At 59.9% G+C, this 21,571-nt stretch carries 22 protein-coding genes; 8 read left to right on the plus strand and 14 right to left on the minus strand.

The window, feature by feature from the left end; genetic code table 11:
* Window positions 1-77: 77 nt before the first annotated feature.
* The 7 genes from CVS30_RS07175 to ssd form a co-directional block, all read right to left on the minus strand.
* Window positions 78-443, minus strand: coding sequence for an Rv3654c family TadE-like protein (locus CVS30_RS07175; RefSeq protein WP_110484777.1), 366 nt, complete (start codon window positions 441-443; stop codon window positions 78-80).
* On the minus strand, window positions 430-1,014 hold the full coding sequence (locus tag CVS30_RS18390) for a TadE family type IV pilus minor pilin (protein WP_281268073.1): 585 nt from the start codon (window positions 1,012-1,014) through the stop codon (window positions 430-432). The genes CVS30_RS07175 and CVS30_RS18390 overlap by 14 nt, the downstream gene beginning before the upstream one ends.
* 23 nt (window positions 1,015-1,037) lie before the next feature.
* Window positions 1,038-1,388 carry a DUF4244 domain-containing protein gene (locus CVS30_RS07185; RefSeq protein ID WP_245934479.1) on the minus strand — a complete coding sequence of 117 codons (351 nt, stop codon included), beginning with the start codon at window positions 1,386-1,388 and terminating at the stop codon, window positions 1,038-1,040.
* A 158-nt stretch (window positions 1,389-1,546) separates the two neighbouring features.
* Window positions 1,547-2,185 (minus strand): type II secretion system F family protein, encoded by a 639-nt coding sequence (locus tag CVS30_RS07190; protein WP_181419718.1) that lies wholly within the window; start codon window positions 2,183-2,185, stop codon window positions 1,547-1,549.
* Window positions 2,186-2,220: 35 nt separating this feature from the next.
* Entirely contained in the window at window positions 2,221-3,099 is an 879-nt protein-coding gene (locus CVS30_RS17785; protein ID WP_146233369.1) for a hypothetical protein, read from the minus strand.
* Window positions 3,100-3,118: 19 nt separating this feature from the next.
* The gene (locus CVS30_RS07195; protein WP_110484651.1) at window positions 3,119-4,375 is read right to left on the minus strand and encodes a TadA family conjugal transfer-associated ATPase; all 1,257 of its coding nucleotides are present in this window, start codon (window positions 4,373-4,375) and stop codon (window positions 3,119-3,121) included.
* Entirely contained in the window at window positions 4,375-5,550 is a 1,176-nt protein-coding gene (gene ssd / locus CVS30_RS07200) for a septum site-determining protein Ssd (protein ID WP_110484652.1), read from the minus strand. The genes CVS30_RS07195 and ssd overlap by 1 nt, the downstream gene beginning before the upstream one ends.
* A 120-nt stretch (window positions 5,551-5,670) precedes the next feature.
* Between ssd and CVS30_RS07205 the strand changes: the two genes are divergently transcribed.
* Window positions 5,671-7,416 (plus strand): bifunctional 3'-5' exonuclease/DNA polymerase, encoded by a 1,746-nt coding sequence (locus CVS30_RS07205; protein ID WP_110484653.1) that lies wholly within the window; start codon window positions 5,671-5,673, stop codon window positions 7,414-7,416.
* A 34-nt stretch (window positions 7,417-7,450) separates the two neighbouring features.
* On the opposite strand, the gene CVS30_RS07210 is transcribed toward CVS30_RS07205, so the two are convergent.
* The 3 genes from CVS30_RS07210 to CVS30_RS07220 are packed head-to-tail and all read right to left on the minus strand — an operon-like array spanning window position 7,451 to window position 10,277.
* Window positions 7,451-8,137: an NUDIX hydrolase gene (locus tag CVS30_RS07210; protein ID WP_245934480.1), complete on the minus strand. Its 687-nt coding sequence runs from the start codon at window positions 8,135-8,137 to the stop codon at window positions 7,451-7,453.
* Complete coding sequence (nth, locus tag CVS30_RS07215; RefSeq protein ID WP_110484654.1) at window positions 8,134-8,955, minus strand: endonuclease III; 822 nt, start codon at window positions 8,953-8,955, stop codon at window positions 8,134-8,136. Before nth ends, CVS30_RS07210 begins: the two co-directional genes overlap by 4 nt.
* Complete coding sequence (locus tag CVS30_RS07220) at window positions 8,955-10,277, minus strand: hypothetical protein (protein ID WP_110484655.1); 1,323 nt, start codon at window positions 10,275-10,277, stop codon at window positions 8,955-8,957. The genes nth and CVS30_RS07220 overlap by 1 nt, the downstream gene beginning before the upstream one ends.
* Before the next feature lie 348 nt (window positions 10,278-10,625).
* Between CVS30_RS07220 and acs the strand changes: the two genes are divergently transcribed.
* From acs to aroQ, 6 genes are all read left to right on the plus strand, one after another.
* Entirely contained in the window at window positions 10,626-12,602 is a 1,977-nt protein-coding gene (acs, locus tag CVS30_RS07225) for an acetate--CoA ligase (RefSeq protein WP_110484656.1), read from the plus strand.
* A gap of 337 nt (window positions 12,603-12,939) precedes the next feature.
* A complete protein-coding gene (locus tag CVS30_RS07230) occupies window positions 12,940-14,262 on the plus strand; it encodes an ABC transporter substrate-binding protein (protein WP_110484780.1) in 1,323 nt (440 codons plus the stop codon).
* 217 nt (window positions 14,263-14,479) lie between these two features.
* Window positions 14,480-15,322 carry a carbohydrate ABC transporter permease gene (locus CVS30_RS07235; protein WP_245934481.1) on the plus strand — a complete coding sequence of 281 codons (843 nt, stop codon included), beginning with the start codon at window positions 14,480-14,482 and terminating at the stop codon, window positions 15,320-15,322.
* Entirely contained in the window at window positions 15,322-16,230 is a 909-nt protein-coding gene (locus CVS30_RS07240; RefSeq protein WP_110484658.1) for a carbohydrate ABC transporter permease, read from the plus strand. Before CVS30_RS07235 ends, CVS30_RS07240 begins: the two co-directional genes overlap by 1 nt.
* A 44-nt stretch (window positions 16,231-16,274) precedes the next feature.
* Window positions 16,275-17,066, plus strand: coding sequence for a DeoR/GlpR family DNA-binding transcription regulator (locus CVS30_RS07245; RefSeq protein WP_110484659.1), 792 nt, complete (start codon window positions 16,275-16,277; stop codon window positions 17,064-17,066).
* Window positions 17,067-17,303: 237 nt separating this feature from the next.
* Window positions 17,304-17,762, plus strand: coding sequence for a type II 3-dehydroquinate dehydratase (gene aroQ, locus CVS30_RS07250; RefSeq protein ID WP_110484660.1), 459 nt, complete (start codon window positions 17,304-17,306; stop codon window positions 17,760-17,762).
* A 48-nt stretch (window positions 17,763-17,810) separates the two neighbouring features.
* Here the strand turns inward: aroQ and CVS30_RS07255 are convergent, their stop codons facing one another.
* The gene (locus CVS30_RS07255; protein ID WP_110484661.1) at window positions 17,811-18,995 is read right to left on the minus strand and encodes a MarP family serine protease; all 1,185 of its coding nucleotides are present in this window, start codon (window positions 18,993-18,995) and stop codon (window positions 17,811-17,813) included.
* 233 nt (window positions 18,996-19,228) lie between these two features.
* Here CVS30_RS07255 and CVS30_RS07260 point away from each other — a divergent pair, with 233 nt between their 5' ends.
* The gene (locus CVS30_RS07260) at window positions 19,229-19,906 is read left to right on the plus strand and encodes a Crp/Fnr family transcriptional regulator (protein ID WP_110484662.1); all 678 of its coding nucleotides are present in this window, start codon (window positions 19,229-19,231) and stop codon (window positions 19,904-19,906) included.
* Window positions 19,907-19,983: 77 nt separating this feature from the next.
* Here the strand turns inward: CVS30_RS07260 and CVS30_RS07265 are convergent, their stop codons facing one another.
* From CVS30_RS07265 to sp36, 3 genes are all read right to left on the minus strand, one after another.
* Window positions 19,984-20,796 (minus strand): NUDIX hydrolase, encoded by an 813-nt coding sequence (locus tag CVS30_RS07265; protein WP_245934482.1) that lies wholly within the window; start codon window positions 20,794-20,796, stop codon window positions 19,984-19,986.
* A 115-nt stretch (window positions 20,797-20,911) separates the two neighbouring features.
* Complete coding sequence (locus CVS30_RS07270) at window positions 20,912-21,397, minus strand: RidA family protein (protein WP_110484663.1); 486 nt, start codon at window positions 21,395-21,397, stop codon at window positions 20,912-20,914.
* 2 nt (window positions 21,398-21,399) lie between these two features.
* A complete protein-coding gene (sp36, locus tag CVS30_RS17945) occupies window positions 21,400-21,555 on the minus strand; it encodes a Sp36 family protein (RefSeq protein ID WP_181419719.1) in 156 nt (51 codons plus the stop codon).
* Window positions 21,556-21,571: the final 16 nt, after the last annotated feature.

Raw genomic sequence — 21,571 nt, forward strand, 5'->3', positions numbered from 1 at the left:
AGAAACGTACGCGGATTCGCGCATCTGATGAATGTGCCATGGATATGCACAGGGCAGAGAAGTTTCGGCACTACCGTTCATGGCAGTCCGGGCTTGACCGTATCTGGTGGCGGCCCCGCCCGGGCCATGCCGGTGAAGAGCCAGGGCAATGGCGTCTTGACGGATACCTGCACGCTCAGGGAATAATCACCCGCCAATGTGCAGGCCATGAGCGAGGCCCCGTGACGAGCCGCAACGTCGGCAGCAACCTGGCACGGCGCACCAGAGGAGAGCCCCCGGTAAGCATCCGCAGCAGCTAAGGCAGATAAATCGGCAGCCGTGGCCGCCCTTCCTGCCGCATTGACACCCTGTCCGAGCATGAGCACCATGCCTAGGAGCAACAACATGGCGAAGACAAGCCCCAGAGCCAATACTGTCCCCGCGCCTTGTTCATTCTTGTCCATGGAGACCACCGCCTGAACTCATCGCCGTTGCCATGCAGCGCCCCGTCGCTTGCGGGCACGAAGGACCTCTCACCCACCGCCAGAGTGTTGCCTTGAGCTTGGTAGTGCCCCGGCAAACTTTTTCAATCCGTGGAGGGTTCTCTGGAACCGAATTCTTCGTCCCGGCCGTCCGGCTTTCTAACCTCGCGCTAGCCTGCGCGGTCTGCGTCCACGGAACAATAGCGGAGAGTACCCCGCGCACGTGGTCGCTGACCGATACTGTGGCGTAACCACCAGATTCGGACAGGTGAACCGAAGCTCCCCGGCCCGACACCCGAGCGACAATATCCACAACCTGAGTCGAAGAATCTCCCCGTGCCAGGGCTCTCGCGCCGGCCCTGGCGCCTTCTTCGAGTCGAAGCTGCAGCATTCCGGCCGAGACGCTCAGGAGAAGCATCGCGAGAAGGGCGGTCACCGCGGGAAGAACGACTGCCAGTTCCGCGGTCACAGAACCCCGGATGCCGCTGGATCTGTGAGAAAACCGGGAATCGTTCGCACTTGTCTCGCGGGGGAACTGGCACAGAATGCTCATCACGGCGATATCACCACCGCTACTCAGAAACTTAGAGCAGTTCGGATGATGTTGAGCAGGTAACCTCGGACTTCATCGCTTTTCAGGATGACGACCAACAAGCCGGCAAATCCCACGGCGGCCAGGGTAGCGATGGCATATTCTGCCGTAGCCATCCCGGCTTCAATCCCCGATTTAGCCCAGCGCTTGCCGTTCCATGACCTTGCCGACCACAACCCTCGGGTCCACGGCAGCCGTGCCCGTTCAGGGTGAATGGACTTGTTCACAATAGGCGGGTTCTGACTGGCTCCGGGAAAGATCTCGCTGACGTTACTCTTGTTCACGGCCTCTTCTGAACGGATCATCATTCCTCGCGCGGCGTCGTTACTGTTCATCTCAACTCCTTGGTGCTATCTACAAACCCCTTACCAAGCGGGGCGACTTTTCTAGTTGATGAATGAACTCTTCCCTCCTCTGCCCTTCGGCAAAAGACCACTTTGACCTTTGGTGGATAGTGCGGACCCCAGCTAGGCCTGTGGATGAATGGTTCTCGCTAAAAGTCAGGAATCATCGCCATGACAACCGGCACAATTCCCAAGGCAATGAAGGCTGGCAAAGAACAAAGGCCCAGCGGGAGCACCAGTTTCACTCCCAGTGCTGCAGCGCGTTTCTCGGCATGGCGACTTGCCGCCTTGCGCAGCCGTTTGGACTCGGCATACAGCAAAGCTGCCGAGGAAGCTCCCGTGATAGCCCCGAAACTTAGCGCATCGTGAATCTGTGCAATGTCGGCATGGGCGGTATGCCCCTCCCATGAGTCTTGCCAAGAAGCGCCGATGTCCAACCCCGCAACCACGCGCAGAAGTTGTGACTGGAGGCCGGGCGTGGCAACGTGGGCCACCGCGCGGAGGGCGCCCTGAATCGTCAGCCCGGAATCTAAAGCCGTCCCCAGTAACTCCAGGAGCAACGGAACGGAGGCTACTCCCGGCTCAGAGGCACGTGAGGATTCTCCATGAAACGGCCAGCGGCGTCTCCAACCGCCTCCGCCTGATTCGCCCTCGTGAGGGCCAAGGATGCGCCGGGAGATACCAACTTCGGTGCGATGTGATTCAAAGTTCGGAAGTCGCCTTTGCTGTTTACCACATATGATCAGGCTGGCCAGCGCCGTCAGAGCAAAGACGATGAACGCGCTCATGGCTAATCCTCGATTCGTTGGTGAGCATGCTTCTGTTATGTCTTGCCGGTCTTTCTGCGTCCTGTCGAGGAACCTATGGTTTGCGCAGCATGGGAAATCATGCTTCCGGACCATACCCTCCCGACAATGGCAAAGACACCTCCCGCCAACAAGACTGCCCAGCCCAGGGGACTCCCTAGGAGCGCTGCGAGCGGATCAACACCCATCAAGATTCCGAGGCCAAGCCCGAGAAGTGGGAGCCACGTCAGAAGCTTCACGGTTGCTCGAGGGCCTGCGAGCGCTGTTTCTCGCAATGCGGCAGCATCATGATCGGCTTCCATGGAGGTGGCCAATCGTTCGAGAACTTCCGCGACAGGAGCCCCGCTGGCTTCACAGACGTCGAAGCAGGCGGCGATATCTAGCCACATGCGAATTTGTTCCGTCCCCAGCCCTCTCCTTCGGGCGTCCCACCCGTCCCTGTGGCCATTGTTCTTCGGAGCACCGTTGGTGCAGGCGTTCCGGATCGCTGTGGCTGTGGGCAGGCCTAAAGCGTTGGCTCGCTCCACGGTGAGGACCAAGTGCAACGTGGCTTCCAGCTGTTCGTGAATGAGCCCTGTTGGATGGTGAGTTCGTTTTTCTACGGAATGCGGGGCGTCCTTGGCTGGGGATCGAGCATGTTCTGGAATTCGGGTCTGCTCAACGGTGAGGACCATCGCAAGGCTTTCCCAAAGGAGTTCGCCCGTCCGTCCGGCGGCGAGTAGTGATGCCAGTTGGCGGATCAGACGTGGGAGGGCCTCGGCAGTGGGAGCTGAAGGACGGTGCTTGTTTTTTGTACGGTTGTGCCCGCACTTCGTGGTGACTACCCACGTGGGTCGCTGTAAATTTATGAGGCCACAGGCACAGGCAGAGAGGACAAAGATGATGATCGCGCTCATAGCTGGGGCCTGCACATCTTCATGTCGTCTCTGGTGGTGGTGTCAGCTGCTCATCGAGCTGTAGTCTTTGCGCAAGTAGCGGCCATCCTTGCCCGGCAGTGACTCCAGCACCCCTACTGGAGCTATGTTCCTTCGGCTGGGTCGCATGGCGTGTTAGTGCGGGTACAACTTCGAGACGGCCATGGTCCAACTCAACGACAGCAATCTCTGCAACTACCCGGCGCCCCTGAACTTGGGCTAGGTGGATCACCACATCAAGGGCACTGGCTCCTTGCAGGAAAACTGTCTCGGGTGACATGCTGGCGAGCGCACCCAAAGCTGCCAACCTGGCAGGGACGTCACGGGCACTATTTGCGTGAATCGTCCCGCCACCACCGCTGTGTCCAGTGTTCAAGGCCATGAGCAGTTCGCGTACTTCTCTACCCCTGCATTCGCCAACAATGAGTCGGCCCGGATTCATGCGCAGTGCCTGCCGGACAAGTTCCGCTAGATCGACCGCACCTGCTCCTTCTGCGTTCTCGTGTCGCGCCTCCATTGTGACCACGTGTGGATGTTCTGGTTCCAGCTCCGCAGCATCCTCAATGAGGACGATGCGCTCCCGCACGGGGCAAAGCCCCAGAAGTGCCGAGAGCAGGGTGGTTTTCCCGGCTCCCGTTGCCCCGCTAATCAAGAAGTTCAGCCGGTGCGACATGATGGATTTCAAGACCTGGGAAACTACGGGTTCTAGGCTTCCGTCATTCTCCATGTCCTGAAGTGTCAGAACGGTTCGTCGCTTGATCCTGATGGAGAGTAGGGTCCCCGCGGCAGAGATAGGCGGCAGCACAGCATGAATACGATATCCGGCAGCGATTCTCACATCCACGCAGGGGCTGCTCTCATCCAGCCGGCGTCCGCCACTGGCCACCAACCGGACGGCGAGCGCTCGTAAGTCTCCTTCGGAGGAAAATCGCACGTCTACGCGTTCAGGCCCGGAGCCCCGATCGAGCCACACCGAGTCCGGTGCATTGACAAAAATATCCGTGACCTCAGGATCTTTAGCCAGCCCTTGAAGCGGGCCCAAGCCGTTGAGTTCTGCCGTAATCCTTTCCATCGCCATCAGCGATCCCGAGGCGCCGAGCAGACGGCCACTCTCGCGTACTGCCGCGGCAACCTGGAGTTCCGTGACCGGACCAGCCTGCGCCAACACACTGCGCCGAACTGTGTCGAGTAGCTGAGCGTCCACACTCCCGCCCCAGGGCCCTAAGGAAGTGCTGTCCAGTTGCGGATCGGTAGTCATCACCTGCCACCGCCCACCATGGAGCTACTCGACTGACGGTCCGCATCCCGGGTGTCGTCTCCTGCCATCCACTTCAAAACATTCGTGACAAGTCTTCGCATGGGCCGCCGTCGGACCAACTCGAGGAGCTGTTGGGATCCCATCACCTCCGCAGCCCCGCGTAACCGTGGCATGGTGCCCACCAGTGGCAAGTCAACCGCTGCCGCAACCGTAGCCGCGTCTACCCCCTCCTGGAGAGGTCCTCGAACAATAGCCACCGCAGGCTTCAACGGCAGGGCACCCACCACGGAGGCGGCGGCGACGACTGCTCGCGCCCGTCCCGGAACCAGCACCCCAATTCCGTCACAGTGCCGGGCCAAGGAGGCGAAAGTGTCCGGTGTCCGCCCAATATCGACCACCACTAAACCGTAGGCGCCCCTCGCCGCTCGCATGACTTCACCCACCGCCGTTGGCCCCTGCTCCCCCAGTTGTGCCAGCCCAAATGGCACGTTGCTCCCCGGGGTGTCCGTGTTCCAGGACAGCACCGCCAACCCCGCAAAATAAGGCAATGATGCCGCGAGCTGTTCGGGATTGATGGCACCCGATGCCCGCAGTAACTCCGGCCAATGCAGGCCAGGCGCCTCATCCGCAGCCAACAGCCAGCCCATCCCACCGCCCCAAGGGTCACCATCGACCAGTAGCGTTCGAACGCCGCGTTTAACCGCACTCACAGCAAGCGCCGCAGCCAAGGTTGAGGCACCGACACCGCCGCATCCGCCCACAACTCCCACGACACCCGCTCCCGAAACCGGACTCCGCAGACAACTCAAATAGTTGGCCAGCCATGGTGCCGACTCCGGCAAGATCGCAACCCGATCCGCACCCAACTGCTCGGCTTGCTGCCAAGCCAGCACGGCATCTGTGGCAAGCCCCACCACGACCAGTGGCCCCCTCCAGCCATCGAGCCCGGTCATTGTCCCGGTGGCATCAATCAACACGGCTGCAACATCGTCCCAACGTGCAACTGCCTGCTCCAGCCCGTGCATCACCAAAAGTTCGACGGCGGCTGCCGCACACACCCGCCCCGCGGCACCTTGGACCTCGGAGGAGGACGACAACAGCAATACTGAGGTGCTCCTGTGAGGGATCCAAGGATCCCCGGTGCGGCCCGTTGGCAGAGTTTGGCGACTTCTCATGGAGTAACTGTGCCGCCCCAATCAAAGGACTTCCATAGCTCCGCTGCCAAAAGTGAATAACTTCGGGCCACGGGATAACTGTGGAGGAATACTGGCCCTTTCCAGTGGACAATAGAACTTATGTACGCATTGCTGGCCACGGGTCCCGAGTCCTCCACCGTCTTGGTTGAGCTTCGGAACGACGACGGAACGGTGGCCGCTCCAGCCCAAACGATCGAGCGCTCACAACTCGGCTCCGCCGTTCAATCGCTCGAGGCAACGCACCACCCACGGTGGGTCTGGGATCGGGCCATCCATTGGTATCCCGGCCTTCTGGCCGACGGCATCCGGGTAGAAAAGTGCCATGATCTCGCGCTGTGCCAGAACATTTTGCAGTATTCGGAGTTTGCTGCCGCTACCGGATATCAGCAAAATTTCACGCCGCTGCCGCCGGAGGTCGATCCAGCCCGGGGCAGCTCATCAATCTACGGCGCGCAGGCCGGACAAGAGAGCCTTTTCGACGCTCCACCGTCATCCTCAACCCCCGTTTCATGGGATCTGGCCGCCGTGGCTCGCGAGCTCGTGGCCCAGAAAACAGCTATCGCTTCCTCCACACACCCGGCAAGGCTGACACTTTTGCTCAGTGCAGAATCTGCGGGCGCCTTGGTCGCAGCAGAGATGCACTATGAAGGTATCCCCTGGCGGGAAGAACTACATAGGAGGTTACTCAATGACTTACTTGGACCGGAGCCAGCCAATTTCGCTCATCCCGAAAAATTGGAAGCGCTGGCAGGACAATTACGCACCGCTCTCAACGCACCATCGCTGAATCCAGATTCGCCGCAGGACCTCATGCGAGCTCTGCATCGGGCAGGTATCGAAACAAAATCCACCCGTAGTTGGGAACTCCAAGAGTTCAAACACCCGGTCATAGAACCTCTCCTGAACTACCGCAAGCTCAGCAGACTTTTCACGACGAACGGTTGGAACTGGCTCCAGCAATGGGTCAAGGATGGCCGTTTTCACGCCGAATACGTGGTGGGCGGTGTGGTCTCGGGCCGTTGGGCCTCACGTGGCGGCGGCGCCATGCAGATCCCGGCACAAATCCGTCACGCGGCCGTGGCCGATCCTGGATATTCACTCATTGTCGCCGACGCTGCCCAATTGGAGCCACGAGTTTTGGCGGCGTTGGCCCAAGACACGGCCATGGCTGCCGCCGGAGGTGATGCCGCAGGGAACAACAAGGACTTGTACGCCGGAATCGCGGCAGAAGGTTTCGATGGCGATCGCAGCATGGCTAAAGTCGCGTTGTTGGGTGCCATCTACGGAGCAACGACCGGCGATTCTGGTCGCTTGGTTCCGCAGCTGGCGCGCATGTACCCGCGCGCGCTGGACTTCGTGGAACAAGCGGCCCGGGCAGGTGAGCGTGGAGAACGCGTCACGAGTTATTTGGGCCGAAGCACCCCTCCCACCTCCCAAGAGTGGCGAGATGGGCAGCGCAGCACAAACGCTGCCGAGCAACGCCGAGCCGAACAAGCTGCCAGGTCCCGGGGCCGTTTTACCCGCAACTTCGTCGTTCAAGGGACGGCCGCCGAGTGGGCGTGTTGTTGGTTAGCCGAACTTCGACGGAGGCTGCGGGTCTTGGCAGCCAGCGCCGCTGTTGCACCAGATTTTTCCGGTGACGGTGCGGCTCAGCCTGGGACGCCTCAGCTCGTCGCATTCTTGCACGACGAGGTCATGGTGCATTGCCCGGATCACCTCATCGAGGAGGTTAAGCAGATCGTCCATGAGTCCTCGCGTGCGGCCACCGAGCTGATTTTTGGCAAGATTCCGTTGGAGTTTCCGGTCAATGTCAGCGTGGTCCAGTGCTACGCAGACGCCAAGTAGCACCGTGTGAGTCGCTTAGCGTCTCCGGAGGAGACTAGATGGGTGCGGGAATTTCGCGCTGTTCGTCCCAGGGAACCGACCAGCCCAATTCTTGGAATACGTAGTTCAAGATTCCTGCGGTGAATCCCCAAACGACCAAACCGTTAACGGCGAAGGCCGGACCCCGATAGGTCTGTCGGCCCCTTTTCAAGACGGCGGTGAAGCGATTTTCTGGATCTAAGAGATCGCGCACCGGGACCCGAAAAACCTGCGCCGATTCGCCAAAATCAACCACGTCCACGGGACTCTGGCGAGCCCACCACCCCACGACCGGGGTCACCATAAAATTACTCACAACCAAGGGCACCTCGGGCAAGGTCCCTAGAATCTCGACGCCGCTGGGGTCGAGCCCAGTTTCTTCTTCGGCTTCCCGCAAGGCCGCCGCCAGGATGGAATCATCGGTGGCGTCTACTCCTCCGCCAGGAAATGCCACCTGTCCCGGATGATCGTTGAGCGTTGCCGCCCGCTCAATCAGGAGAACGTCCAGATCCGCAGAAACTAGCGGTTTGTTCGAGATCGCCGGAACATTGTCCAACGCCCCGAACAGCATGAGTACAGCGGCGTTACGGTACGTGGCCTCATCCGCTCCGACAGCCCACGAAGCGGGCCGCCCCACCCCGCGAATGGTCGTCAGTGTGGCTGCCCTCTCGGCGAGCCCCACAAGATCGGCATAGGCGCTCACGAGTGTCCACCCACCGGATCGCTCGCTTGCCCGGTACGGGCGGCCAATTGCGATTCCTGTCGATACTGCGCCGCGTTAGCAACATCAGCCTGCATCCGCGCCAACAACTCTTCCTGACCGGGAGCCAACTCGTACTTGAGCAATTTGGCAGCCTTCACGGGATCTACCTCGCCATCGCCATAGGCGGGGCACAAGTGAGCAATCGGGCAGGCGCCGCAGGCGGGCTTGCGCGCATGACAGATCCGTCGACCGTGAAAAACCACCCGATGCGAGAGCATGGTCCAGTCTTTCGGCTCGAACAGGGCAGCCACATCACTCTCGATCCGCACGGGATCCGTGGATTCGGTCCATCCGAAGCGCTTGGCCAGACGCATAAAGTGCGTGTCCACCGTGATGCCGGGGACACCAAAGGCGTTACCCAACACCACGTTGGCGGTTTTTCGCCCAACTCCCGGGAGCGTGACGAGATCTGCCAGCGAAGCCGGGATCACGCCGTCGTACTCATCGACGAGACGCGTTGCCAAGGCCAAGAGATTGCTCGCCTTCGCGCGGAAGAATCCAGTGGGGCGGATGATGTCCTCGAGCTCCACGCTGGACGCCTGCGCCATCGCCAACGGGGTTGGGAAGCGCGCAAAGAGTCCCGGCGTGACCGCGTTGACCCGAATATCGGTGGTTTGGGCGGACAACACCGTGGCCACCAACAGCTCAAAGGGGTTTCGGAAATCCAATTCCGCATGCGCATACGGGTACAGTTCCGCCAGCTCGCGATTGATTTTCCGGGCCCGCCGCTTGAGCGCGAGCGCCGATTCCTGCGACATTACTGGCTGTCCGAGGCGCGCTCAATCCCCACGAGATCGAGCAAAACGCCAGTCTTTCCCTGGCTGTCCTGAACGAGGAAGCTGCTGCCACGGTCCTCCAGCGCCAAAATCCAGGCGCCGGGATTGAGCTTGAATACGAACTGGCGGGTGCCTTCGTCGATCACGTTCTGCGGGCGATCAACGGCGAACCAGAACGGCTCCGTACTGACGGTCGTGGCTACCTGCGGATCCACAGTCGCGCCGATGCTTTCCTTGGCCGGCTCCGCAACGTCCTGCTCAGCGACGGGAGCCACCTGCGGGTTCATGCTGGTGGCGTTTTCATCCTCGGCCAGTTCGACGGCGGGGCTCTCCTCCGCGGGTTGCTCGGCTTCCTCGCTGGCGGGCGGGGTAGCGGCGGGCTCCTCGACTTCCGGCGCGTTCTCCTCGGCAGCTGCCGCAGCGTCCTGCTTGGCAATTTCGGCAGCAACGTCGGCTATTTGGAAGGTCTGGGTTGGGTTGATAGGAGAGCTTGCCTCGGCGCCAGCCACGGCATGAGCGGTCTGTGCCGCCGGGGAAGTTTCCTTAGCCGGTGTGAAAATCTGGCCTGCGGCAAGGTGCCCCAGTGAAGACTGTGAGGTGCCCCAAGCCGAAGGAGCATCGGCGGCCACATCGGAGGTGTCCTTGTCGTCAGCTGAATCCTCAGGAGCAGGCGCGGGACTTACGGCGGCCCCGAAGGAAGCACCCTTTTCAAAGGTCTTGGGCGTTGCGGTGACCTTTGGTCCTGCCTTCTCAACCTCAGGCTTCGGTGCGGAGGGGCGCTTAACCGCAGGGACGGCGTCGCGCGCTACTAGGTGAGCCGGAACCTCGGGGCGGCCAACAAAGTCCGAGGCCAAGGCCGGGATCCACTGGGCGCAGGCCGTGAAGGCTAGCAGCAGCAACGAGCCGATCAAGCCGACGAGGTAGGCGATGCCGAAGCTTGTCACCGTTCCCGTGAAGAAGAAAAAGGTGGCAAAGGAAGCCACGACGGAGGCGAACTGGTCCGTGGACAGCGAGCCGACACGAAGCTGAGTCTTGGGGCTCATGCGGCGGGCGAGGAACAGAGCACCCACGATCAGCGGCAAAATGACGCCGATGGCAAGGTAGAACAGACCCCCGGTGTTCCACAGGTTCAGGCTGCCGGCCAACGTCTGGATGATCGGCACCACTGAGGCCACGAAAATGATCAGGACCGAGCCCAGAACCCCAAGGTCCCGGATAGTCAACGGGCCAACGACGGCGTTACTGAGCGCTGGGCCCGTGGTGCCGGTGGCCGTCTGGGGGGAAGACGTAGATTGCACTGTCATGGTCTGACTCCTCTAATGTCACGATTGATCCCCAGCCTAGTTACCGTGGACCGCCAACACTAGCGAGCCACAGCTAAAACCCAGCAAAACCCTCCGAAGTAAAAGGTGTCACTACCTTGTCAGTGGGGAAGATCATGCATTTGAGCGCAGATATGACGCCATTGACCCCAATCACCTGTGACGGCGAACACGTTAGATCGCCGGAAGCGCTACAGTTTATGGCAGAACACGACGTTGTCCGTAAGACCACACTGCGCACCGCTGCCAGCCCGAAAGGGAATGCCACGCGAAGCTGCGTGGTCGATGGTTCACGGGACAACAGCATAAGAAGGAACGAAGGGATATTAGATGTCTGAGGTCACCACCGCAGCTGACGACCAGTCCGGAGACGCACTGGAAAACCTCCTCACGGAGAACCGTCATTTTGCACCAAGCGCAGAATTTGCTGCCAACGCCATTGTGCATGGCGACGAATACGCCAAGGCCAATACAGACCGTCCCGCCTTCTGGGGCGAGCAGGCACGCGAGCTTCTGACGTGGAGCAAGCCCTTCACGAAGACTCTGGACTGGAGCAACCCACCCTTCGCCACATGGTTCGAGGATGGCGAGATCAACGCTGCGTACAACGCCCTTGACCGTCACGTCGAGGCTGGCAATGGCGACCGTGTTGCTATCCACTTCGAGGGCGAGCCCGGCGATACCCGCACCTACACTTACGCTCAACTGACCGAGGAGGTCAAGAAGGCCGCGAACGCCTTTGAGACCCTGGGCTTGGCTAAGGGCGACCGTGTTGCCGTTTACCTACCCATGATTCCGGAAGCCGTCATCACCTTGTTGGCCTGCGCCCGCATCGGCGCCATTCACTCGGTGGTCTTCGGTGGCTTTTCCGCCGAGGCCCTACGCTCCCGCATTGACGACGCCGAAGCCAAGCTCGTTGTCACCGCCGACGGCACGTTCCGTCGCGGCAAGCCCAGCGCTTTGAAGCCTGCTGTCGACAACGCCCTGGCCACGCCTGGTCACTCCGTACAAAATGTCGTCGTCGTTAAGCGCAATGGCGAGGATGTGAACTGGGTTGAGGGCCGTGACGTTTGGTGGGCCGACACTGTTGGCACCGCCTCAGCCGAGCACACCGCCGTCGGGCATGCCGCCGAGCACCCGCTCTTCATCCTCTACACCTCCGGCACCACGGGAAAGCCCAAGGGTATTCTCCACACGACCGGCGGTTACCTCACGCAGACCGCCTACACCCACCGCGCTGTGTTCGACCTGCACCCCGAAACGGATGTTTTCTGGTGCACGGCCGACGTCGGATGGATCACCGGCCATTCTTACGTCACCTATGCGCCACTGATCAATGGCGCAACCCAGGTCATGTATGAGGGCACCCCGGATTCCCCGCACCAGGGCCGCTTCTGGGAAATCGTAGAAAAGTACAAGGTCTCCATCCTGTACACGGCCCCGACGGCGATCCGCACCTTCATGAAGTGGGGCGAGGACATCCCCGCCAAGTACGACCTGTCCTCTATCCGTCTGCTCGGATCTGTGGGCGAACCCATTAACCCCGAGGCCTGGATGTGGTACCGCCGCGTCATTGGCGGCAATAATGCACCCATCGTTGACACCTGGTGGCAGACGGAAACCGGCGCCATCATGGTGGCACCGCTGCCAGGGGTGACAAACACTAAGCCCGGCTCCGCTCAGGTCCCCATGCCCGGCATCGCCGCCGACGTGGTGGACGAGCTCGGCGCTTCGGTTCCCCACGGACATGGTGGGTACCTGGTGATCCGCGAGCCCTGGCCGTCCATGTTGCGTGGCATCTGGGGCGACAAGGATCGCTACAAGGACACCTACTGGTCTCGCTTCGATGACATGTACTTCGCCGGCGACGGTGCCAAGTGGGACGATGACGGCGACATTTGGCTCCTGGGTCGCGTGGATGATGTCATGAACGTCTCCGGGCACCGCCTCTCCACCACGGAGATCGAGTCCGCACTGGTGAGCCACCCGTCCGTCGCCGAGGCCGCCGTTGTGGGTGCCGCCGACGAGACGACCGGTCAGGCCGTTGTGGCATTCGTGATCCTGCGCGGCTCTGCCGTGGAGGATGCCGATATCGTGACAACCCTGCGAAACCACGTGGGCAAGGAAATTGGCCCCATCGCCAAGCCGAAGACCATCTTGGTGGTTCCGGAACTTCCCAAGACGCGCTCCGGCAAGATCATGCGCCGCTTGCTCAAGGATGTGGCCGAGGGCCGCGCCGCTGGCGATTCCTCAACCCTCGCCGACAACACCGTCATGAACCAGATTGCGGAGTCCCTGAAGGCCTAATCCCGCCCCTTCTCTCCCCTCATCGAGGACGCAGTTGTTGGACCGATTTCACCGATGTTCGGTGTTTTCGGTCTAACGACTACGTCCTCGATCTGGGTTAAGACGCGTGGGCGCAAATTCACAGGAAACTCCGCTCAGCTCTCGGAGCCGTATCTTGATCCGCGCCGCGCTTCAGGGAAAGCCCTCTCCCGTGCATTCCCGTGGCAATGACTTACTCAAAAGAAACACCACCGTGATCGAAATGTTTCTCTTTTGACTCTTGACGTTTCTTTTATGTGGTTTGACGATTGATTCATGTGATCCACTTCACGTGATTATGCATTTCAAGGGAGAAATCATGTCATTCAACGAAGACCAGTCTGCTCGGGGAATCATCCGTTCAGCCTTTGACCGCCGAACTCTGCTGAAGACGCTTGGCGTGGGCGCCGTCAGCGCGGCCGGCATTCCGCTGCTCGCAGCGTGCACCGGCGGATCCGGCCCAGGCGGTTCTGCAGCAGCATCAACCTCCTTGACCTTTGGCTCCGGCTCCTCGGATGACGTCCCCAAGGCCGCCTACAAGGCAGTCACAGACGCCTTCACAGCCAAAACCAAGAACGTCGTGACCACCAACGTTGTCCCTCACAACGATTTCCAGAACAAAATCTCCACCTACCTCCAGGGCAGCCCAGATGATTCATTTACCTGGTTCGCCGGTTACCGCATGCAGTACTACGCGGGCAAGGGTCTGCTGGCTCCCATCGACGATGTCTGGGAAACCATTGGCGCCAACTACTCCGACGCCATGAAGAAGGCCTCCACAGGCCCCGATGGCAAGATGTACTTTGTTCCGAACTACAACTACCCCTGGGGCTTCTTCTACCGCAAGAGTGTGTGGCAAGAAAAGGGCTACGAAGTTCCCACCACCTTCGATGCACTCACGACCTTGTGCGCGAAGATGAAGGCCGACGGCTTGGTACCGATCGAGTTCGCTGACAAGGACGGCTGGCCAGCCATGGGCACCTTCGACTACATCAACATGCGCCTCAACGGCTACCAGTTCCACATGGATCTGACGGCTCACAAGGAAACCTGGGATCAGAAGAAGGTCAGCGATGTCTTTGACACCTGGAAGGCTCTGCTGCCGTACCAGAACCCTGCCGCGTTGGGCATGACCTGGCAGGATGCGGCCATCAACATGGGCAAGAAGAAGTCCGGCATGTATCTGTTGGGATCCTTTGTGACCCAGCAGTACACGGACAAGGCCATCCTGGACGACATCGACTTCTTCCCCTTCCCGGAGATTGCGGTTGAAGGTCAAGACGCAGTTGAAGCCCCGATCGATGGCCTGCTGTTGTCCAAGAAGGGCGGCAACAACCAAGCAGCAAAGGACTTCATGTCCTTCATGGGCACGCCGGAAGGTCAGGATGCCTACGCAAAGGTCGACCCGTCCAACATCGCCACCGCAAAGGGTGCCGACACCTCGGCATTCTCGCCGTTGACGAAGAAGTGCGCCGATACCATTGCCAATGCCAAGAGCATCAGCCAGTTCTTTGACCGTGACGCTTTGCCGGCCATGGCTAACAACGTCATGATCCCGGCATTGCAGGCGTTCATCAAGGACGGCACCGTGGACGTCAAGAACATGGAATCACAGGCTAAGGCTCTGTACGCGGCCCAGTAATACGCCCGGGTGTGGCGGCGAGCTCCCGCCACCACACCCGGTCCCCGCCCTCCTGCACGGTTCACTGCGAGAAAACGAGTTTGCCATGAGCACGCCCACCGAACTTTCTGCCCCAGCCCCACACGGCAAACGGGCCGCCCCCGCATCACCACGACGACCCCGAAAAAATGCCGGAGTTAAACGCCTTTCCACCACGGACAAAGTGGTCCTTGGATTCATGATCGGAATCCCAACTCTGGTCCAGCTCGCGTTCGTCTGGATCCCGACTCTGCTCTCCGTCCTGCTGTCCTTCACACGCTGGAACGGCCTGGCTCTCTCCGACATCCGCGCCGCAGGCCTCGCCAACTACAGCTACGTCTTTAACGACAGCCCCGCCTTCTGGCCCGCCGTCCAGCACAACATCCTGTGGTTAGTGTTCCTTGCGGTCATCGCCACACCTCTGGGCCTGCTGCTTGCGGTGCTCTTGGATCAGCAGATTCGCGGAAGCAAGATCTACCAAAGTATCTTCTTCGTCCCCGTCATGTTGTCCCTGGCCTTGGTGGGCATCATTTGGCAGCTGTTCTACCAAAAGGACAATGGCCTGCTGAATTTCCTTCTGGGTACGGCAGGTACGCCAGAGGCCGTTGACTGGTTTGGCGATTCCAGCGTCAACATCTGGGCCGCCCTGATAGCGGCCACCTGGCGTCACGCCGGATACGTCATGATCTTGTACTTAGCCGGCTTGAAGGGCGTGGATGCATCCCTCAAGGAGGCTGCCTCCTTGGACGGCGCAAATGCTACCCAGACCTTCTTCCGGATTGTCTTCCCCGCCATGGCGCCCATCAACATTGTCATCGTGGTCATCACCATCATCGAATCCCTTCGCGCCTTTGACGTTGTCTGGGTCATCAACAAGGGCACCAACGGGCTAGAACTCATCAGCGCCCTCGTCATCAGCTACCTCATCGGAGAAGGCCAATCGATCGGCATCGGCTCCGCATTCGCCGTGATCCTGCTAGTCATCTCCTTGGTTCCCATCACCATCTACCTCTCCCGCACCTTCCGGAAGGAGAAGTTCTAATGTCTACTTCCGCCACGAGAACCACCCGAGAGGCCACCGGCGGCATCGGCCACGGGCTCAAACGACCGCACTACGGCACCCACATCTTCTTGACCGTCATGGCCATCATGTGGATGGTCCCGCTGGGGTGGGCACTCTTCACGGCGCTCCGCCCCAAGGCCGACACCGACAAATTTGGCTATTTCAGCCTTGGCGGCGCCTTTAACTTCGACAACTTCGTCCAGGCCTGGACCCAGGGCGGCTTCCCGCGCTACTTCGCGAACTCGCTGATCATCACAATCCCCACCATTATCTTGGTGCTTTTGTGCAGTTCCATGATGGCTTTTGCTGTCAGCCGGGTGAGCTGGAAATTCAACATCACGCTGCTCATCATGTTCACGGCGGGAAACCTGCTTCCGCCACAAGTTCTCGCCACGCCGCTATTTGAAATGTTCAAGCTCCTCCAGCTGCCTTACTGGTTTAGCGACTCCGGCAGCCTCTTGAACACCTATATATCCGTCATCATCGCCAATACAGCCTTCCAAATTGGCTTCTGCACCTTCGTCTTGTCCAACTATATGAAGGCTCTCTCGGGTGATTTGACCGAGGCCGCACTGGTGGACGGAGCAGGGATCTGGCGCCAATACGTTTCCATCATCATGCCGTTGTGCCGCCCCGCGATCGCCGCTTTGGCTACCCTAGAACTCATCTTCATCTACAACGACTACTTCTGGCCCTTGCTCTTCATCCAAAGCGGGGATCGACTCCCGGTGACCACGGCCATCAACAATTTGCAGGGCACATTCCTCTCGAACTACAACCTGCTGGCGGCCGGGGCAACCATCACCGTCATCCCAACTCTTGTCATTTATCTGCTGCTCCAACGGCACTTCGTCGCTGGCCTGACACTGGGTTCCAGCAAGGGCTAAATGTGCGGCCCCGCTCATTCCACACTCGAACCGAGGAGGTTCCCATGCTTGCAGACATCCGGCGCAGCGAAATTGTAGCCATCGTGTCTCGGGAGAGAGTCGCTCGGGTCGTTGACCTAGCTGAAGCCCTTGGCGTGTCCGTTGTGACGGTTCGTCGGGACATTGATTCCTTGGACGACGCCGGATTGGTCCAGAAGATCCATGGCGGCGCTAAAGTCCCGGGAGGCGCCGGGACGCACGAGCCCGGTTTCGAGCTCAAGTCCACCCAAAATACTCATGAAAAGCGGGCCATCGGCCAGGCGGCGCTGGCGCTTGTCCAAGATGGCATGGCGATCGGACTCAGTGCCGGTACCACCACGTGGGTGCTGGCGAAGGCGCTCAGCTCTCGCAAGAACCTCACGGTCGTGACCAACTCCGTGAAGATTGCCGATGTTTTTCAGTCCGCGGGTTCTCGCGTGTCGGTCATCCTGACGGGAGGTGAGCGCACGCCCTCGGATGCTTTGGTAGGCCCCATTGCCACCGCGTCGGTCCGGTCGTTACACCTCGATGTGCTGTTCCTCGGAGTTCATGGGGTGGATGAAAACGCCGGCTTCACCACCCCCAACCTGCTCGAAGCCGAGATGGACCGGGCGCTCATTGCGGCCGCCCGCAAGGTGGTGGTCCTGGCCGACCACAGCAAGTGGGGCACGGTTGGAATAAGCACCATCGCCGGGCTGGAAGACGTGGACGAGCTCATCAGCGACGACAATCTCGGCCTGGAAGCCCAAAGAGTCCTGCGTGAAAGGGTGGGGAAGCTGCGTATCGTCAGCACCGAAACAGCGTCATCGGAGACGTAGTGGGTCCGGCACGAGGGGATTCTGTCACGTGGCAGGCTCCCTTGGTGTGTTTCCCCGCCAAAGTACGACGGCGTGAGCCTCACCTTCCGCTTCCGTGCGTTGACCCGTCAGGTAGCGCCGCTTCACAGCGTTCTGACCACGTTCTGAAGGGCGTTACCTGACGGGTCAACGCAGAAGCAGGTGCGTTTTAGCTCTTGGCTGACGCGGTGTGGCGCTGACGTGGGGCATTATTAAGCCATGACTTCTTCGACTGCACCTCACCGCGGCACGCTGTTGGTTCTCAACGGCCCCAACTTGAACCTCTTGGGCACCCGCGAACCCGGAATTTACGGCTCAGCGACCCTGTCCGACGTCGAACAGGTCACCACCGCGGCTGCCGAAGCCGTAGGGTTCAGCATCACCTGCCTGCAGTCCAACCATGAGGGTGTCTTGATTGATGCCATTCACGCGGCCCGTGGCACGGCGGTGGGCATCATCATCAATGCGGGCGCCTACACGCACACCTCCGTGGCGCTGCGAGATGCGATCGCCAGCGTGGAGATTCCTACCGTTGAGGTGCACATTTCCAACGTTCATAAGCGCGAGGAATTCCGGCACCACTCCTACCTCTCACCGGTGTGCAGCGCCGTCATTGTCGGCGCTGGCGTGCATGGGTACGCGCTGGCAGTGAGCGCCCTGGCCAATTCTCTGGCGTAGTTTCGCGCCACCCACCGAGCACCGAGGTGCCGTCCGCTGGCAAGCGGGCTAGCTCACCTTGCAGGAACCGGCAGCTACCGCGTTGCTGAGCAACGGTGCCTCGGCGATGATGGGGCCAACCTCTTCCATCGTCAAGGCAAAGCCGACGTTGTTGGCCGAGGTGGCTTTAGCGAAGATCATGCCGACCACCTTGCCGTTACTGTCCAGCAGCGGTCCGCCGGAGTTACCGGACTGCACATTGCCGGCCAATTGGTACACGTCTAGGAGAGTCGTAGCGTCGGCAGTAAGATCCGGAACCAGCATGGGTGCGGCCGAGAGGATGGTCGCGGCCCGCACCTGAAGCGGCCCGCCCAGAGGGTACCCGGCGAAGGCTGTCTCAGTGTTGGTCCCTACCGTTGCCGCAGTGGCCAGAGGCTCGGCGTTGAGGGAATCAACCGCCAAGACTGCCACATCGTGGGAGGCATCGAAGTACACCACACGTGCAGGGAGCGCGCCCTGTTGCTGCGTTTGGACCACGGGCATCGATACACCCGCCACCACGTGCGCGTTGGTCAAGACTCGACCGGGCGCAATGACAAATCCGGTGCCTGTTTGGTTCTGGCCGCACTGGAATGCGGTCCCGGAAATCTTCATGACAGATTCCGCGGCCTTATTCCAGGCATCGGTGTTGGTGTCGGCGGTGGGTGCCGCGACCTCGACATTGGAGCCGTTGGGATTCAGCAGTGCCGGAATACCCTCATCAAGGACCAACGAGCGAACCTGCGCCACACCTTCCTTGACAGGTTTCGGTGTCCACGCATCGATTTTGGATATGACTTGAGAGTCACTGAGGGCCTTTGAAACGGCCGGAATACCTAAATTGGAAACCCCAAATGACAGCATGGAAATAACCAATGCGCCCACGACAACATTCAACGCACCACCCAAAATTCGGTTAATGGAGCGGATTGAGTCTGATTTCACATGTCGGCCAATTGCGCGGCCAAGTTTCATGCCAATTCCATGCCCGACGGCGATCAATAGCACGGTAGCGCCGATCACCATGACTGTTCGCCACCCCGGACTCGGCGAAAATTGACTCACAAATGGCGCGGCAAAAAACGCCCCTACAGCGCCTGCAATAAATCCGGCGAGGCCACCAAGTGCCACCACCAAACCAGCATTCAGGCCGTAAATCAGCTGCCATAAGAGCCAGAGAATCAATAAAATATCAAGCCAGGAGAACCCAAACACCGTCTCGCACAGCTCCTCACGAGCAGAACTCAGTTCGTCAGACGCAGCAATTACGTCTCAGTGGCACATGCTACCGGCACAAGCCGAGTAACAAGTGGTCTTCTAGGGTAGCGAAACTGCCAATATGCTGACAACGGACACCTCAAATGCCAAATTGGTCACAAAAACAGAAAAATTCTGAAACAATCAGTAATAGGTCACAACTGATTAGCTACATAATGCAAGGAGTTTTCATGGACATCGAAGTACTACGCCGAGCACCCCTGTTCGCCACGCTCGACGATGAGGCATTCCGCCTTCTGACGGACGAACTGGCGGAGGTAGATCTGTCTCGAGGCGCTTCGGTCTTCCGCGAAGGCGACCAGGGCGATCAGCTCTACTTCATTGTTTCAGGCAAGGTAAAGCTGGGACGCACCTCTTCCGATGGCCGCGAATCCCTCGTTGCCATCCTCGGCCCGGGCGAACTGTTCGGCGAAATGGCGTTGTTCGATCCCGCACCGCGCAGCACCACGGCAACCGCCGTTTCCGAAACCCGCCTGGCTGGTCTCCGCAATGAGTCCCTCAACGCTTTGTTGCGCAACCGCCCTGAGGTGTCCATGCAGTTGCTGCAGGCTCTGGCTCGCCGCCTGCGCCGCACCAACGACAACCTCTCCGATCTGGTGTTCTCGGATGTTCCCGGCCGCGTGGCCAAGGCCATCCTGGATCTGGCAGACCGCTTCGGCCGCCCCGCCACCGACGGCATCCTGGTTGCTCACGAACTCACGCAGGAAGAACTGGCCCAGCTGGTCGGCGCTTCACGTGAAACCGTCAACAAGGCTCTGGCTGAATTCGTTCAGCGTGGCTGGTTGCGTCTGGAAGCTCGCGCCGTTGTCATCTTGGATGTCAACCGTCTGCGTCAGCGTTCACGCTAAGTCTGCCCACAAGAAAGCCGATCGGATCAATGTTGATCCGATCGGCTTTTTGTTTTTAAGAATGCCATCAAAGACGGCTAACGTTCCCGGCAGAGCCCGCCTTCCGAGGCAGGCGCCGTGGCAACTTCAAGGGTGAATCCACCATCGTCGCCAACGATGAGCCGCGGCTGGTATTCACTGATGGGTCGCTTGTGGTTTAGATAAGCGATACAACCACGCGCCGCCGCGATCTTCTCCAAGATGATCTCCACGCCAGGCACAACAAGCTCGCCCAGCGTCAAAGCTGTTGTGTTGGGAAGCCCAATCTCATCACCCAAGGCTGAGTTGCTTCGCTGAGCGAGGATCTCAGAGGCGCAAGCCCACCGACCCCACACCCCCTTACTTGTCAGCAACGTCGGCTCCTGATTTACAGGGGGTGTCGCGGCAAAGTAACGCGTGTCGAAACGCCTGTGAGCAAATTCCGGGCTGATCCAATGACTCAAAGGCTTCAGTAGATCGGTCCGCAACCCCAGACCATAACGCTCTAGCAAGGAAGCGAAGGTGCTTTCCTGTGCGGCAATGGATTCTCGCGCGCGCATCCATTCGGGTCCCGAAATTCCCTCAATGACAGAGGAAGCATCGGTTCCGGCCAGCAAAATACCGGTTTCCTCAAAAAGCTCACGGATAGCCGCCACCACATGGCGTTTCGCCAGGCCAATGTCGTCCGTCCCGAGACTCTTGGCCCACGCGGTCGCCGAGGGGCCCACCCAGTCGGTGACGTCGTCGTCCGCGACTTCAATAGTGCCACCGGGGAAGGCGACAGTCCCCAGCGGCGAACCGCCCGGCCGGTACGTCAGATACGTTTTCAAGCCAGCCGAGCTGTCTTTCAACAGCACAACGGATGACGCCATGCGTGGCTTACGAGGAGTGCGCTCCCCGTATTCCACCCACGTCTCCGCCGCTTCCCGCTGATCTGCATTCAGCGGGAAGTACCTCTTGCCTGCGGGCCTAAAACCCGCGGGAGTGCTACTGGAATTCGGCAATCAACTCAACCTCGACAGGAGAATCCAAAGGCAAAACGGAAACTCCGACGGCGGAGCGGGAGTGAACTCCCGCCTCACCAAATACTTCACCCAAGAGCTCAGAGGCTCCGTTGATGACGCCCGGCTGGCCCGTGAAGGAAGGGTCCGAGGCGACAAAGCCAACGACCTTCACAATGCGAGTTACCCGGTCAAGGTCACCGATAACGCTTTTCAGTGCCGCAATAGCGTTAAGTGCGGAGATGGCGGCGAGGGCTTTTGCGTCCTCAGCGGAAACGTCGGCACCCACCTTGCCTGAAGCTGTGAGTTTCCCGTTAACAAAAGGCAGCTGCCCGGAGGTGTAAACGTGGTTTCCGGAGATCACAGCTGGCACATAGGCAGCTACCGGCGCAGCCACAGCAGGCAGGGCTAGGCCAAGCTCCGCGAGGCGGGCTTCAATGCGTGAAATTCCTTGAGTTGACGCGTCACTCACGGTTAAGCCTTCTCTCGTTTCAGGTATGCAACAAGGCCCTTGCCATCCGGGCCGGAAACAACTTGGACCAGCTCCCAGCCCTCGTCACCCCACTGGTCAAGAATTGCCTTTGTGGCGTGGATAATCAGCGGAATCGTAGCGTACTCCCATTTGGTCATACCTCAAAGCGTATCC

Source organism: Arthrobacter psychrolactophilus (assembly GCF_003219795.1).
In the GTDB taxonomy this organism is placed as follows: domain Bacteria; phylum Actinomycetota; class Actinomycetes; order Actinomycetales; family Micrococcaceae; genus Specibacter; species Specibacter psychrolactophilus.